This is a genomic window from Nocardia sp. NPDC049149, from assembly GCF_043197455.1.
Classification (GTDB): domain Bacteria; phylum Actinomycetota; class Actinomycetes; order Mycobacteriales; family Mycobacteriaceae; genus Nocardia.
Genome location: NZ_JBICTD010000010.1, coordinates 257,155 through 271,154 on the forward strand (window position 1 = coordinate 257,155; position 14,000 = coordinate 271,154).

Here is a 14,000-nt window from a genome sequence, read left to right on the forward strand (position 1 = left end):
CGCTGGTTGGTCGGATGCTCAAGTTAGGCTCCGGGCGTGGCATTACCCGAAGGTTCCAAGGTGAAGATCGGTGCAACCGGTGGCTCCGAGTTCAGCGTGATCGAGGTCGATTACAACGGAGACCCCGAGGTCGTGCTGATCAAACCGGTCCTCGATGCTGGCTACCCGTTCCCGATGCGGGTAGCCAATCTGGTCCTGATAGGCGACGACGCCCAAGGCTCCCAGTAGCCGCCATGACGAAGACGACCTGCTGCCACCTCAGGTGACTTCTATGATTTCGTCGAGGGCGGCGCGCGCGGTCTCGAGGAACATGCGTTGCGCCACGAGGAAGCTCTGCCCGGTGACCTCCACGGCGCTGCTGAGTTCTGCGACGTTCGGTGCTTCCATTGCATGCGCCTGCGCGAAGACACGGACCTCGGTTATAAGGGCACTCAACTGATCGGTCAGCGCTTGCGCCGCCTCGACGACGCTGGCTGGTCCTTCGAGGGCGACTCTGTAGAGGGTCTGCTCCGCCGCCTTGAACAGACCACGGATCGCGGCCAGCCGAGTTTCGTCGACAGGCGTCAGGTCTGACACGGCTACGAGTTCGCGGAAGTACTGCTGGTTGGCCCGGTCTGCGGCGGTCAGGTCCGTGAGTAAATCAAGGTAGGCGGCTTGGCGACGTTCGCGACGCCATCGAAGATGCTCAAGCGTTAACTCGCGACGTTGCTGGTCCTGCTGTTGCTGTTCCTCTCGGATCTGCTGCCGCTCCAGCGCCACCTGCCGCCGCCCCTCGGTCTTCGCCGAGATAGACGCGGTCAACACCGCACCGATCGCCGTGCCAAAGATTCCGACGGCTGCAACAAGAACGCTGATCATGAGACTCCCCCGCTCCTTGCCGCCAGTATGACGCTGCGCCCCAACACAAACTGACGTTCCCGACGATTGCAGCATTCAGAGTTGGCCGTACTCGCCAACGCATTTGCCGCCGACCCAGGTTTGGAGCACCTCCGTCCGCCACAGAGGTGCCTGCGCCGAGAATGGATCCCGATCCAGCAGCACGAGATCAGCGTGCTTGCCAGGCTCAATGGACCCCAGGTTTCGCTCCTGATGTGAAGCGTAGGCAGCATCGAGGGTGTACGCGCGTAGCGCTTCGACCACGGTGAGCGCCTGTTCGCGATGCCAGCCGCCGACGGGATGGCCGTCGCGGTCGGTTCGGGTGACCGCAGCGTGGATGCCGTCGAAGGGGCGGTAGGAGGACACCGGGAAATCACTTCCGGCGGCGAGGATGGTTCCGTGGTCGAGCAGCGACCGCCAGGCGTAGGCGCCGGCGAGGCGGGCCGGGCCGATCCGCGTCTCGGCCATGTTCATGTCGTCGGTCGCGTGGCTGGGCTGCATTGAGGCGATCAGGCCGAGTTGGGCCAGGCGTGGCAGGTCCGGCGGGGCGAGGATTTGGACGTGCTCGATTCGGTGTCGCAGCCGCAGTCCTTGAGCTGAGCCCAGCACCGTGGTGTAGGCGTCGAGCGCCATCCTGTTGCCGTAGTCGCCGATGGCATGGATCGCGGTCTGGTAGCCCGCCGACACAATTTGGCGTACCCGTGCGGTCAGCTCGGCCGGTTGTAGCTGTGGCAGTCCCCGGCTCTCGGGCTGGTCGGTGTACGGTTCGAGCAGCGCCGCGCCGTAGGACCCGAGTGCACCGTCGGCGAGCAGTTTGACCGTGCGGATTCGCAGCATGTCGTCGGCCGTCGAGTCTGTGCGCACCTGGCTGCCAAACTGATTGAACGCCTGCCAGTTCAGGAATGCGTTTATCCGCAATGTCATTCGTCCTGTGTTGGCGAGGTCGTAGAGTGCGGGGATCTGATCGGGAGCGGTGGATGCTTCGCTGATCGAGGTGAGCCCGGCCGCGTTGAGTTTGCGTTGGGCGGCGTGAAGCCGATCTTCGTAATCGGACAGCGTCGGTACGGGAATATGCTGTTCGACAAGCCTTTTGGCAGTATCAACCAGTACTCCACTGGGTCGGCCATCGTGGTCGCGAATGATCTGCCCGCCCACGGGGTCTGGTGTCGACGGAGTGATCCCGGCGAGCCGTAGTGCGGCTGTATTGCCCACGCCTGCATGGCTGTCCACGCGCAGCAGCCACACTGGTCGGTCATCGACAGCCTGGTCGATGTCGGACGCTGTCGGTAACCGGCCCCAGGGGACGTCATTCCATCCCCGTCCAAGGAGCCACGGCCGATCACGGTGGTCGCGAGCATAGGTGGTGATCACTCGCAGCGCGTCATCGACTGATTGCGCTCCGGCGAGGTTGATTTGGGTGAGGGCAGCGCCGAAGTTCCAGATGTGACCGTGTGCGTCGTGCAGGCCGGGCAGACAGACTCTGCCGCGCCCATCGATTCGGCGCGCGCCCGCCGTGCTTGCGGGATCGAGTGCTTCGACTCTTCCGTTCGCATCGATCAGCACGCTGCTGAACCGGTGGAATCCGTCGGCAGTGCAGGTGTAGCCACGAACCCTGTCCAGCAGAACACGTTCCGTGCGTGGCGGATCGGGATCGGAGCACGCGGTAAGCGCGGCCGCGGTGGTAGCCGTGATAGCGGCACCGGTCAGGCGCAGAAACTGATTCCGGCTGAATCGGGAGCGCTCAGTGGAGCGGCAATCGCCAACGTGTTTCACAACTTCTCCATTTCGTGTGGGTCATCCCGGCCCGCGACTTTTACTGGTTGCTTCGGCCGTCCCCACGTTTGAATCGCTGACTATTGGCGCAGCTTCGGCACTTGCATACGGCAGCAAGGCGGGCTGGTTCCGGGGAGTGTGGATAGGGGGCGTTGCTCGCGAGCGCGCGCAGGAGAGCGGTGCTGCCGCCCGTAGGTTGCGGCACGGCGGTCGCGGGGGTTTGCCGGGGAAGTTGCCTTGTTCAGAGCGCCTCGTCCTGGTGCCCCGCTGAGTACGATCAGTTCATGCGCGGACTCATCATGGCATCGGCTCCGCTCGACTTGGGAGTGTTGTGGGATGTCCTCGACAGTCGGGATGTCGACGCTGAGCGAACCTCTGACCTCGGCGCTGGCATTGACCTTTTGCGAGTGCCGCCTGACGACTTCGACTTCGGAATTGCTGTCGTACCGGCGGAGCAGCCGACCAACAGCGGGGTGAGGGCTGCAATCTTCCTTGAGATTGGCATAGCGGCGGCGCGCAACATCCCGGTGCTCGTGATTATCGACCCTGATGAGCCACCGCTCCCCGCACTGGGCGACCTGAGTCAAGTACGAGCAGCCGTAGATAACCGCGAAGCCCTTGAGTTGCACGTAGGCCTATTTTTGAAACGCTTTACCAGGAAGCGTTCGAAATCCGATTCGTGGGATCCCTATGAATCGGAGCGATCAAGACACAATCCTCGAGTGGTAGCTGGACCATCAAAAACAAGCACTGCGGAGATCCGTCGACGACTTAATGAGTTTTTCGCAAGCATGGATTCGAGCTCTTGGTCCAAATTCCGGGAAGTCGAGACTGCCGAACTTCTCGATGTAGTGCTGCAAGCCGAGGGCGCGACCGTTGCGAGAGAGATTCGAGATGCCGACCAAACAGTTGATATAGCATTTACCCATCCCGACATTGGCGAAACTGTCCTGATCGAGATTAAGAAGATAAAGCATGCCGGGGATTTGGATAGCGCCCAGGAGCAACTTTCGTCGTATGTGAAGAACAACAGTCACGCCATTGGACTTGTTCTCTACGACGGACCCCAGATGACGTCCTCGATGGACACGTTCTCTAGGTATTCACAGATATGGACTATGAGTCTTCGTGAATTCTACACTAGTGTGGCTCGGGAACAATTGGGGCCGTTTCTTATCCGGACCCGCAACCAGCTGGTGCACCACCCATGACGAATCTCGATCAGTTGGAGGTGACACGCTACCTTGATACCGCGCGATGCGCTGGCGACACAGATACCCAGGGCAAGGCATATGAGGCGCTGGCGCTGTATTTATTTGAGTGTATTCCTGGATGTTTCGCCGAGCGAAATGGAGTTAGTCACTTCAAGAGCGAGCAGATTGACGTCGGGGTATGCAACAGCAAGCATCAGAGCGGATTGCACGCACTACCGCATGTAATCCTGGTCGAATGTAAAGACTGGAGTCATCCGGTTGACAGCAGCACGCTGGGATATTTCATAAACATACTTGATAATCGTCGGGTGGAGACGGGGATCTTGATCGCAGCGAATGGGATCACCGGCGACGCCCGAGATCACACCTATGCCCATTCGCTCGGCGTCAGCGCATTAGCGAGAGGCATCAAGGTACTCGTTGTTACGACCGAGGAGATTGAAAAGCTCACCTGTACCGAGGATTTCGTCGAACTCCTGCTACGACGATTCCTTTCGTCGTATATGCGCGGCGGCATAGGCGTGCCCTAAGCCCACCCTGTACGTTTACTGCTCCCGGACGATTGGTCCTCGAAACCAACAGAAGGGCAGCCGAATTCCCGGATAGCAGAGGTAGAGGCCGTAGTCGGCGCGGGTTCGGTTGCCGACGAGGTCGGTGAGATCGGGACCGACGAGGTATTCGACAGCCATCGTGGTAATGCTCGTGGCGTGCCAGGTGGTGAGAAGTTCGTCGTCGCTGTCATAGACGTCGATCCAGGATGTTGTCCCTTCCGGTAATGGGTTGCCGATGACCTCGAACCGTTGGGTGAAAGCCGCTGAACGGCTGAGGACTATCGTGAATTTATTGGGGCGATACCCGAGGTACTCGACCATATGGCCTCCCGACTGACGAGGCGGACTCGGTGGGATGGAGTCCGGCCAGGTGTTAGTCGTAGGGAACCCAGCGGGTTCGACCAGCATCATCGCGCCGCGCGTGCCCGAATGGGATGTCTGCGAAGTGGATGCCGAAGGCGAGGTCACCGCTGTCGGCTAGCCGCCCCACCAGCCGACGGCGATGGAACGCGGCCTCGTGCTGGTCGTAGTCGGACGCGGAGACCCATTCAGGGTGCGCGATTTGGACCGGTGAGTGCAGCGCGTCGCCGAAGACGATCATGCGGCGGCCGCGGGATCGGATGACGTATCCGGTGTGACCGGTGGAGTGGCCGGGAATCATCACCGCGTGTACGCCAGGAAAGATCTTGGTGCCGGGGGTGATCGGGTGGACTTGGGCTGCGATGGTGTCGAGCACCTGCCGGTTGAGGATGCTGGGTTTGGCCCAGCCGGGGAAGGTGTCGATCATCGCAGGGGTCAGTGAGCGCCACCAGTTCCATTCGTATTCACCGATGTGGATGCGCGCGGCGTGGAACGGTGGGCGGTCGTTGCCGGGGGCTGGGCGCAGTGTCCAGCCGAGGTGGTCGAAGTGCAGGTGGGTGATCGCGATCGAGTCGATGCGGCCCAGGCCGTCGACGCGGGCGAGGTTGTCGAGCAGTGCCCCGGAGATCATGGCACCAGTCATCGGGTTGGCGGGGTTGTCGGGCAGGGTGATCGGCCCGGCTCCGGCGTCGATGAGCAGCGCGCGGCGGCCGCGCTGCACGAGCAGGCCACCGAGTCCGGCGACGAGATGGCCGTTGGTGTCGAGGTATTCGGCGTTGGCGTTCCAGTCCTCGTCGGTGGTTTCGGGGAGCCAGCCACGTGGTTTGAGGCCGACGTGACCGTCAGGGATGTAGGTGAGCCGGTAGCAGCCGAATCGGATCGTGCGCAGGCGTGGCGGCTGGCGGAGCCGTTCGGTGTCATCGGTAGTAGTGCAGGGTGTTTCGGGCATGGGTGTGCCTTTCGGGTGTGCAGGGTGCGGGGTGTGGTCATCCGAGGAGGAACCAGGGCCACCAGTGGTTGGTGCCGAGGTGGGCTGCGCTGAGGAACGGTGGCGGGGATGGCAGGCCACCGCCGTTGCCGCCGCCGTCGTAGCCGCGGGTCCAGAAGTACGGGTGCGTGGGTTGGGTTCCCCAGGGCTGGTTGATGATCCAACGTGCGACGGAGGCGAGTTGGTAGCCGATGCCGACGTAGTTGGCGAGGAACCCGACGCCGTAGACCTCGCCTTGGCGGGCGTTGATGGTGGGGATGTCCCAGCGGTATTGGGTGGAGGCGAAGTTGAGGACGGATTTGATGTCGCCGCTGTCCCAGACCAGTGACAGGTCGCCGTTGTCTTGGTTGAGGCGGTAGACGGCGACGAAAGCGCTGTTGATGAACGACCATCCGGCCGGGCCGATGATGAGTCCGACTTGGCGGTATTCACGGTCGCGGGTGGCGCGGATCATCCCGACTTCCAGTGCTCCGGTGGCGGGTTGGTAGAACGGCGGCTGGTTGAGCTTGCCGTCTGCGTTGGGTTGGCGTGCCAGCAGCGCGAGGGGGAAGGTGGTGTCGTCGGTGGCGGTCAGGTTCATCCACAGCGGGATGTCGGTGGGGATCTCGTCGTAGGTGGGACGTTGTTGGATGGGTTGGCGGACTTCGCGGCGGTGGGTGTTCTGCGCGCCGGTGTAGGCACCGATGACCCCGGAGCGGATAGCGGCTTTGGCTTCCTCGGGTGACTGGTCCTGGAACCTGCGGAACGCTCCGAGGTTCCAGGACCCGTCCGGTTTCGGCTTGTTCGGTGTGGTCACAGCTCGGCAGCGAGCCAATCCGGGATCCCTGGTGCCTCCGGAGGTTTCACGTCCGGCGCGTGGTGGGCGATCAGTCCGGTGAGTTCGGCTCGGTGATGTAGCAGGGCGCGGATGAGGCGCACCATGGTGCGGAAGCGTTCGATGTCGGTGCGGTCCTGGGTTTCCAGTTCGGTGACACGGTCTCGCAGTTTGCGAACTTGCCCGGCCTGGCGGGCGGTGAACGCACCGATGACGGTGGCCAGCGCGACCCCGAATGCCTGGACGACCTCGGCGTTGAGCCATCCCATCGCCTACTCCGTCCCCTGTGCGCGGTGACGGCCCGCGTAGGGGGCCGAGTCGAGGTGTTCGAGGATCGACTGGATCTTGCCCTGCACACCGGCGAGCACGGTGGTGACGGCGTCGATCTTGTCGTGGGCGGACGCGACCGAGTCGACCACGGACTTGCCGTCGAGCTGGGGCCAGCCGGTGGGGTCCAGGGCGGGGCCGCGCTGGTGGCGGGAGTCGGGGCCGGCGAGTTGATCGACGACCCAGGAGGCGTGCATGTCGAGGGAGGCGAGCAGGTCGGCGAGGGTGACGGGGTTGCCGTCCTTGTTGATGATGATGTCGGTGAGCTGCATATCGGGGTCCTTTCTGAACAGACGGGCGAGCTGATCGCTGCCGCCGCGTACGGCGTTGACGTCGATGAGTTGGCCGCCGATCGCGGCGGTGGAGGAGAACTGGAGGATGGCGATGTCCTTGCCGCCCATCGGTTCCCAGCCGGGATGCCGGTCGCCGGGATAGAGCTGGGCGGGGGCGGAGATGCCGGTGACGTAGTGGCTGTTCCAGATCGGCACTGGCAGGCCGGACAGATCCGGGGAGCCCATGTTGTCGCGCCAGTACCAGCGCGGCAGGTAGATAGGTAGCAGCGCGAATCCGCAGGCGGTGATGGCGTCCACGCGCGCGAGCAGGTCAGCCAACGACGGTGTGCCGGTGAGGTCTTCGTAGTCGATCTGGATGGGCACCGTGGTGTCGGCGTAGGCGGCTAGCGCGTCAGCTTCGGTGTCAGGGTCGGTGTTGAGACGGCAGTAGACGTAGCCGCCCCAGTGGTCGAAGTGGGCGGCCATCTGTTCGCGGGCTCTGGGCCACAACGGATCTCGCCACGTGCCTTCGCAGATCTTGTGGGTCGCGAAGTTAATTCCTTCGGCCGCGGCGTGGGCGAAGTCGAACTCGCCTTGGTGGTTGCTGATATCGATACCGAACTCGGTCAAGACGTCTCCTTGCGTGGGTGGGTAGGCCGCACCGGCGAGCTGCGGCAGAGGATCCAGGACCTCGGGGCCGGGCGGGCTGAGCACGCTGCGGTGCCATTCGAGGTGCAGGTGCGGGTCGACGTTCCCGTTGCGGGTGCGGTCAGGTTCGATTCCCGCGATCGGCTGTCCGGCCTCGACACGCTGGCCGACGTCGACGAAGGGGCGGACGTGGCCGTAGACGGTGGTCCCGGCCCCGTCGGCGTAGAGATGGTCGAGCACCACCCAGTAGCCGAATCCTCGGGCCGGACCGGCGCGAACGACTGTGCCGCCCTGGCAGGCGTAGACCATCAACCCCGCCGCCCCGCCGGGCCAGCCGAGGTCGACACCGAAATGCCAACCGTCCTCGCGTAACCCGAACGGTGAGGTCACGACATGACCTCGCGGCAGCGGCCAGTAACGTTCACGCATGCGGAATCCTCTGTCTTGCAACCAGGTTGGAAGTTCGGCGAGCAGACGTGGCTGCGCCGCAGGTGATCTTGTTGCTCGATGTGGCGTCGGGAGTTGTGCGGCGTGCTACCTTGTACGCAGGTGATCGGTTCGCCTGCCCGCTGAGCTCCCGGCCTTCGAGCTCACATAGCGACGCTTTTAAGGCTCAGGGTTGGGTCAGCCGTTTCGAGAAACGTTGGCAGACAACCGAGCTCTTTGCTCCTGACTGTGCAGCGCTGGGCCGGGCAGCATCCGCACCAGGGAGTTAACGATGTCTCGCATAAACAACGACGCGCGGCAGCGGAGCAGGCTCACCGGCGTGAGCTACAAGCGAGCGCTCGACTTGAACCGAATGTCTCCGAGTGGTTATTCGGACCAATCGAGCCGCGACCGGGCAGGCGATCAACTTAGGCTCGAATTCGCAGTGTTCTACGAGCTGGTCAACGAATTCAACGGAAGCTTCGACCGCCCCGGTACCGCATTGGGGCTGGAAAGCGTTCATGCTCGCGATGGATATCTTGTCCTCATACCCGCACCCGAATATTCGAGAAGAGTTGTTTCTCGGCTGCTGCCCAGCTATGACCGAGAATCCGGGAATCACTACGGCGTAGCCGGGTTGCGGGCGCGTCCTCGCGGTGCCGAGTGGGAGCTTCGTGTCCACAACACTGATGCAAAGCTCCACATACCCGCAGTTCGGTTCCCTGCGGATCTCGTGAAGGGCTGGAACCCTGTTCCAGATAAATTTGATCTGATCTGGAACAGTCATGAGCATCTGCTGACCGAGGAAGAGATATTTCGATGGTTCTCACCATTCCGAGACGGCGCGCCAACTCAGTCGCTCGCGCGCTCCCTTCTTCGCCGACCAAATGTAATACAGAGACTTAACGCACGCGGCACATGCTGGGTCGACATCTACCACCACGCCTATATGGACGTGATGCTGGAATGGTGTTGCGGGCCATCCAAAGCGACCGTATCTGAATGGCTTCGAGCCGAATCAGACATCGGCCCCTGGCTCAACTTTCCTCCTACGACCTCCGATCGCGACGCGCATCCACTCAAGCTGATGCGGCATGAATGCGGAGAGGCTCGGTCGCAGTGGAAGGCGGAGAACGCCTATGAGGGCCACATCCTGTCGTTGGTGCGCGACTATCGGGAGGAGTTCGCGTGACGTGGGATGCGGTTGTCGCGACGGCTGCCGAGCCGATGGGGTACGCATTCTGCCTTGCCGTTGTGATGCATACGGTATGCGTTGGATTCGCTGCCCTGATCAGTGCATTACATCCAGATCCTAGGCGGCGCGCGGACGCGCTCAAAGCCTTGGAGGTGCTACTGAAGATAGTTCGACGGATGTCCCAGTAAGGAACCCACCTATAGGACTACTTCAAGCCGCCGGACGAAAGACCCGAGTAGTGAGTCAGTATGGCGGGTCGAGCTTTGCCGAGATGCTGCTCGATGGCCAGCACTCGTTCTCGCTCCTCGGGGTCGACGGTGCGCAGGTAGGCCAGTACGGCCTTGACGCCACGCCGTGTCGGATCGAACTGCGGCAGTGGGTCATTCGATGCTGTCGCTTCGGTGGCGACCGGCTGTGTGACCGGCAGCATCGGCGCGGGCGGTGCCTCGTCGGGGACGGCGCCGGCCAGCCCGAGGGCGGCGGCGAGTTGCTGGCGTTGGCGCAGTGGGAGTTCTGCGACGAATTGCCGGACGTCGAAGACGTCCTCGGGATCGGGGTCGTTGATGTCGGTCCACGTGCCGGGTGAGAGCAGCCAGTGCGGGTCACCGGCGCGTGGTGGCCGGTATTTGATGACGGGCTCTCCGACCGGGCGTGCTCCGCAGTCCCACAGGCGGCGCGAAACGGCGCGCAGGTGCTGGACCGGCAGCAGCAACGGTGCACCCTTGAGCCCTGGCAGCCCGACGAGCATCCACAGGAACGCTTCCTCGGGGTCGGTGGGGTCGCAGTTGTCGCGGATGGGAAATTGGCCGCTGACGCTCATGCCATCACCCCCAGTTCGTGCACGCCCGCGACGAGGTCGGAGACCATGTCGAGGGTGCGTTGGCCGCGGTCTCTGTGGCCGGTGGGATCGCCGATGACCGGCCGCCATTCAGGGAACTGATCGCGGTCCCAGGCCAAGGTGAGCTCGCGGACGCGATCGACGCGGATGGTGTAGGTGTCATCACCGGGCGCGGTGGCTCCGATGCGGTCACCGATGAACCAATGCCCGCCCTCGCCGATGACGAAGGGTGCGCCGTCGCGCACGGTGATCTCGTGGGAGAACCAGCTTCGTGTGTCGTGGAAGCCCTTGCGCAGGGCCATCATTGCCGCGATCGTGTAGGCTCGCCCCGGCGAGGCGGCGAGGTACTCGAACAGTCTCGACCAGCCCGAGTTCTGTTCTCGGGCCTTGGATTTCACGGCATGCCAGGCCAGCAACGTCCCTTGATACAAAGGGCGCAACAAAGCGTCGGTGGCTCCCCCCACCGGCGGGAGGACGATGGCGGCGGCCACCAGATCGCCCGCCATTTGTATTGCGGCAGAAAGACTTTCGTCGGCTGGGTCGGATCGCGTGTACCCCACCCCCGTATGAGGATGGGGTACCCGCGACCCCCGGCATCGATTGCCCGCCGGTCACGACTTGCACTGCGGTAGCAGCGGTCTCGGTGAACTTGGAGGTTTCGATCCCGGTCTCGGGGCTGTCGAAATACACCACAAAAGGTGTGGTGACATCGGTGCGCCGACGGCCGGGGATCAGATAGTCGTCAGGAGTGACGGGGCCGAGGATGGGTTCCTCGACGGTGTCGATGAAGTCCTCGGCGAAGCGGGCCACCGTACGGAACAGGCCATCGAAAGGTGTTCCTCCATTGGAGGTGTCGCTATAGAAGCCCGAGGAATTCACGATATCGATGACGAGCACACCGTGACGCAGCCTCGGCGCGCCGGGCCACGGTGGCGGGTCGCCTTCGAGCCAGCGACGGCACCGCACGGACAGTTCGGCGTCCTCGAGGATTTCACGGGCCATGTCGAACCAGTACTTGAACCGCGAATGCGGTACCGCCCAAAGGGTTCCAGCGGCGAGGTCTTCAGCGAAGCTGGTCGGGGCCACCACCACTGACCATTGCGACATGTCCAGGCCGACCGCGCCGAGCCAGGAGGCCGGATCGAGCGGATCATCCGGCAGATGCCAGCCGTGCTGCTGCATCTGCTCACGCATCACGTTGAGCAGCAGCGGCAGCTTCAGCGCCCACCGCGCCGGACCAGGGACCGGGCCGAAGGTGCGCGGTATCTGGACCTCCGGGCCGAAGAACGGGTTCGACCAGATCAGATATGACTTGCAGTGCTGAAAATCGTGAACAAACCGCAGCGTCAGGACCTGGCTGCCGTCGGCGCGGCGCTCGACCGAATGGTCATGCAGATGCCCCGACCAGCGCGTGCCATCAGGCTTGTCGCAGGTGATGTGGATGTTGCGGCCTTCACCGGCCTCGATACGAGCGCGGGTACGCCACACCCACTTCGCGAGGGGGTCATCCAGGGGGATTTCGACCAGCGCTTGGCCGGTGTCGTTGTCGATCCAGGTGAACTCGGCGCGGTACTCCGAGCAGATGATCCCCGCCAGACGCCAGTGCCCATCCCAAAGCCTCAGGAGTGGCTGGGCGAGCCGGTCGAGATCGTCGGCCCGTTCTGCAGCAAGGGTGGCGTCCCAGATCGCCTCGCACTGCTCGGTAAGGCTCATCGCGTCGAGGCTCATCGCACCCCCCACGCTCTCGTCCACAACCGGGGCTGGCGCAGCTCGGCGCGCGCTCCACCGGCGGGAGCGTCGGTGACGCTGATCGGCAGCAGCGTCGGCGGCGTGCGCGGTGGGATGCGGTGCATGAAGTGCAGCCCACCGAGTCGGCCGATCAGGTTGGTGCCGCCCAGATCTCGCACGTAGAGCTTGGCGGAGTCGAGGTCGATGCGTGCTCCACCTTCCCGGTCGCCGAGCATCGGCAGGGTGATCTTCCGGTTGCCGTAGCGCCCGCCAGGGCTGCGGTGGTACTTCTTGCCCTGCCACGACACGTCCGGGATCCGCCAGCGCCCGCGGGTGAGCACCCATTTCTGGGCCATCTCGAGATCGGTGGGGTTGGAGACCTCGATGAACCCCTCGTTCGCGCCCTGCCCGCTCTCCCAGGAGGTGATCTTCATGGGTTCTTCCCACATCGGCTGCGCGGCCGTAACCGCCATGGGAACAACAGATTTGCGCAGCAGGTGCGGGTCACGTTCGGACTCGAACTCGATACTGCGGTCCAGGGCAAGCCACAGCCAGCGGGTGGAGCGGTCGGTGCTGATCTGCATCTTCGTCAGCGTCGCGTCGGGATCCCACGCGTCGAGTTCGTAGTCCCAGGCGTTGCGCCACGCCGAATCCCGTAGCTCCCATTCCTCGTCGTCGGCACCATGGATGTTGACCGCGAAGGTGATGTCGCGCTTGAGATAGCGCTTGCCCTGATAGGTCGCGCCGCGCTGGTAGACCGAGGACTTGTAGCTGGTGGTAACCGGGGCATCCCCGATACCCTTCGGGTTCGTGGCCAAGGTGATGACGTCACGGTCGGCGTTAGGTCCGTTGATGATCCAATGCGAGTCATCGACACCGAAGACCTCGACGGCGACTGAATCGGGATGCATCACAAGAGAACTCACCTCCTGCGTACGTATCAGATGAAAGTATGAATTTGCAATACATTCCGGACGGTCGCGTATTGCGTTGAGTCCGACGCCCAGTCTTCTAATTTGCTAACAGATCCCGTAGATTGAGCGATCTATCGAGGGCCTGGACGTTGCCAGGAACCGACGAACCCGCAGCTGGGGGTACAGAACAAGTGTCGTCAGACATCCTGAAGTCCATCGGATTGAGCTTGGGCGTCCTCACTCTCACGTTCTTGATACAGAAGTTTCTGAGTTTCCGATCTCGCAACGCCAGGGCGGGAGCACGCTGGGGCCGTGAGGACTACCTCATGTGGCCCGACTGGCTCGCATCCGGACTCGTGACGCTTGCCGTATTCCTCACAGTTGGCGACGGTGCGGACGACATCAAGCCGATCCAAATCGGTGCGCTACTAATAGTTTTCGGGGTCAACTTCCTCCTCCCCGACATAGTGCGAGAGCTGTGCTACTCCACCACTGGATCTCACACTTTGCTTACCTGGCAAGGAATCGTCTTCCCCAACGTGGCAGCGGCGTTAACCGTTGGAATAGCAGTTGCCGTCGGTGTCGATTTCGCCAACTGAAAGACTGAAAGATGATTCAAAATCAAAGAACTGCGAACTTCATACTGATAGGGCTGATGACAGCACTCATCGGTGTCGCCCTCACGATCATGGGTGTCAGCATCGGTATCGTCAACGCCATTGTCTCTGTATCCGTATTGATCGGTTTCAGCGTCGGAGTCACCTATCTGGCCCTCGGACAGGCGCGGAGAGCGGCATTCAAGAACCTTCGTTCCATTTTTGTCCAGTACACGGAGACCCGGTCCCCGCGCGCGCTCTATGGCAACTACATCAACCCTTTGCTCGAGCTGCCCGCTACCGAACAAGTAAAGATGTTCAATAGGTTGGCGGAGGAAAATCGAATCGAACCAGATCGCCGCTTGGCCGCAAACCAAATACTGGAAAGTGGCGAGTTCGGCAACGCGCTGGATAGAGTCCGCGCTGCCCTTGCCGCCCTGGTAGGCACACAAGCCTAGAAGCGCAGGTACTCCTCGCCTC

At 62.7% G+C, this 14,000-nt stretch carries 17 protein-coding genes; 6 read left to right on the forward strand and 11 right to left on the reverse strand.

The genetic code is table 11. The features are described from left to right. Window positions 1-60: 60 nt before the first annotated feature. Window positions 61-228, forward strand: coding sequence for a hypothetical protein (locus ACGFNJ_RS34540; protein WP_393458111.1), 168 nt, complete (start codon window positions 61-63; stop codon window positions 226-228). 30 nt (window positions 229-258) lie between these two features. Here the strand turns inward: ACGFNJ_RS34540 and ACGFNJ_RS34545 are convergent, their stop codons facing one another. After that, a complete protein-coding gene (locus ACGFNJ_RS34545; RefSeq protein WP_393458114.1) occupies window positions 259-858 on the reverse strand; it encodes a hypothetical protein in 600 nt (199 codons plus the stop codon). A gap of 75 nt (window positions 859-933) precedes the next feature. Beyond that, on the reverse strand, window positions 934-2,649 hold the full coding sequence (locus ACGFNJ_RS34550) for an amidohydrolase (RefSeq protein WP_393458117.1): 1,716 nt from the start codon (window positions 2,647-2,649) through the stop codon (window positions 934-936). A gap of 284 nt (window positions 2,650-2,933) precedes the next feature. Here ACGFNJ_RS34550 and ACGFNJ_RS34555 point away from each other — a divergent pair, with 284 nt between their 5' ends. Both ACGFNJ_RS34555 and ACGFNJ_RS34560 read left to right on the forward strand, forming a co-directional pair. Continuing rightward, window positions 2,934-3,860 (forward strand): hypothetical protein, encoded by a 927-nt coding sequence (locus ACGFNJ_RS34555; RefSeq protein WP_393458120.1) that lies wholly within the window; start codon window positions 2,934-2,936, stop codon window positions 3,858-3,860. Then, a complete protein-coding gene (locus tag ACGFNJ_RS34560) occupies window positions 3,857-4,393 on the forward strand; it encodes a restriction endonuclease (RefSeq protein ID WP_393458123.1) in 537 nt (178 codons plus the stop codon). Before ACGFNJ_RS34555 ends, ACGFNJ_RS34560 begins: the two co-directional genes overlap by 4 nt. Window positions 4,394-4,408: 15 nt before the next feature. On the opposite strand, the gene ACGFNJ_RS34565 is transcribed toward ACGFNJ_RS34560, so the two are convergent. The 5 genes from ACGFNJ_RS34565 to ACGFNJ_RS34585 are packed head-to-tail and all read right to left on the reverse strand — an operon-like array spanning window position 4,409 to window position 8,252. Then, window positions 4,409-4,735 carry a hypothetical protein gene (locus ACGFNJ_RS34565; protein ID WP_393458126.1) on the reverse strand — a complete coding sequence of 109 codons (327 nt, stop codon included), beginning with the start codon at window positions 4,733-4,735 and terminating at the stop codon, window positions 4,409-4,411. Window positions 4,736-4,787: 52 nt separating this feature from the next. After that, the gene (locus tag ACGFNJ_RS34570) at window positions 4,788-5,723 is read right to left on the reverse strand and encodes an MBL fold metallo-hydrolase (protein ID WP_393458129.1); all 936 of its coding nucleotides are present in this window, start codon (window positions 5,721-5,723) and stop codon (window positions 4,788-4,790) included. Window positions 5,724-5,760: 37 nt separating this feature from the next. Beyond that, a complete protein-coding gene (locus ACGFNJ_RS34575) occupies window positions 5,761-6,558 on the reverse strand; it encodes a hypothetical protein (RefSeq protein WP_393458132.1) in 798 nt (265 codons plus the stop codon). Then, window positions 6,555-6,845 carry a hypothetical protein gene (locus ACGFNJ_RS34580; protein ID WP_393458135.1) on the reverse strand — a complete coding sequence of 97 codons (291 nt, stop codon included), beginning with the start codon at window positions 6,843-6,845 and terminating at the stop codon, window positions 6,555-6,557. The genes ACGFNJ_RS34575 and ACGFNJ_RS34580 overlap by 4 nt, the downstream gene beginning before the upstream one ends. A gap of 3 nt (window positions 6,846-6,848) precedes the next feature. After that, window positions 6,849-8,252, reverse strand: a complete 1,404-nt coding sequence (locus ACGFNJ_RS34585; RefSeq protein ID WP_393458138.1) for a peptidoglycan DD-metalloendopeptidase family protein — start codon at window positions 8,250-8,252, stop codon at window positions 6,849-6,851. Window positions 8,253-8,589: 337 nt separating this feature from the next. Between ACGFNJ_RS34585 and ACGFNJ_RS34590 the strand changes: the two genes are divergently transcribed. Beyond that, window positions 8,590-9,441 carry a hypothetical protein gene (locus tag ACGFNJ_RS34590; RefSeq protein ID WP_393458141.1) on the forward strand — a complete coding sequence of 284 codons (852 nt, stop codon included), beginning with the start codon at window positions 8,590-8,592 and terminating at the stop codon, window positions 9,439-9,441. Between the two features lie 208 nt (window positions 9,442-9,649). Here the strand turns inward: ACGFNJ_RS34590 and ACGFNJ_RS34595 are convergent, their stop codons facing one another. Genes ACGFNJ_RS34595 through ACGFNJ_RS34610 form a run of 4 tightly spaced genes read right to left on the reverse strand, consistent with a single transcriptional unit; the run spans window position 9,650 to window position 12,921 of the window. Continuing rightward, window positions 9,650-10,264: a DUF2744 domain-containing protein gene (locus ACGFNJ_RS34595; RefSeq protein WP_393458144.1), complete on the reverse strand. Its 615-nt coding sequence runs from the start codon at window positions 10,262-10,264 to the stop codon at window positions 9,650-9,652. After that, window positions 10,261-10,527: a hypothetical protein gene (locus ACGFNJ_RS34600; RefSeq protein ID WP_393458147.1), complete on the reverse strand. Its 267-nt coding sequence runs from the start codon at window positions 10,525-10,527 to the stop codon at window positions 10,261-10,263. The genes ACGFNJ_RS34595 and ACGFNJ_RS34600 overlap by 4 nt, the downstream gene beginning before the upstream one ends. Continuing rightward, window positions 10,472-12,010 carry a hypothetical protein gene (locus ACGFNJ_RS34605; protein WP_393458150.1) on the reverse strand — a complete coding sequence of 513 codons (1,539 nt, stop codon included), beginning with the start codon at window positions 12,008-12,010 and terminating at the stop codon, window positions 10,472-10,474. Before ACGFNJ_RS34605 ends, ACGFNJ_RS34600 begins: the two co-directional genes overlap by 56 nt. Beyond that, window positions 12,007-12,921: a hypothetical protein gene (locus ACGFNJ_RS34610; RefSeq protein WP_393458153.1), complete on the reverse strand. Its 915-nt coding sequence runs from the start codon at window positions 12,919-12,921 to the stop codon at window positions 12,007-12,009. Before ACGFNJ_RS34610 ends, ACGFNJ_RS34605 begins: the two co-directional genes overlap by 4 nt. A gap of 194 nt (window positions 12,922-13,115) precedes the next feature. Between ACGFNJ_RS34610 and ACGFNJ_RS34615 the strand changes: the two genes are divergently transcribed. Then, the gene (locus ACGFNJ_RS34615; protein WP_393458156.1) at window positions 13,116-13,523 is read left to right on the forward strand and encodes a hypothetical protein; all 408 of its coding nucleotides are present in this window, start codon (window positions 13,116-13,118) and stop codon (window positions 13,521-13,523) included. Between the two features lie 56 nt (window positions 13,524-13,579). Then, window positions 13,580-13,978 carry a hypothetical protein gene (locus ACGFNJ_RS34620; protein WP_393458159.1) on the forward strand — a complete coding sequence of 133 codons (399 nt, stop codon included), beginning with the start codon at window positions 13,580-13,582 and terminating at the stop codon, window positions 13,976-13,978. The last annotated feature ends 22 nt before the right edge of the window (window positions 13,979-14,000 follow it).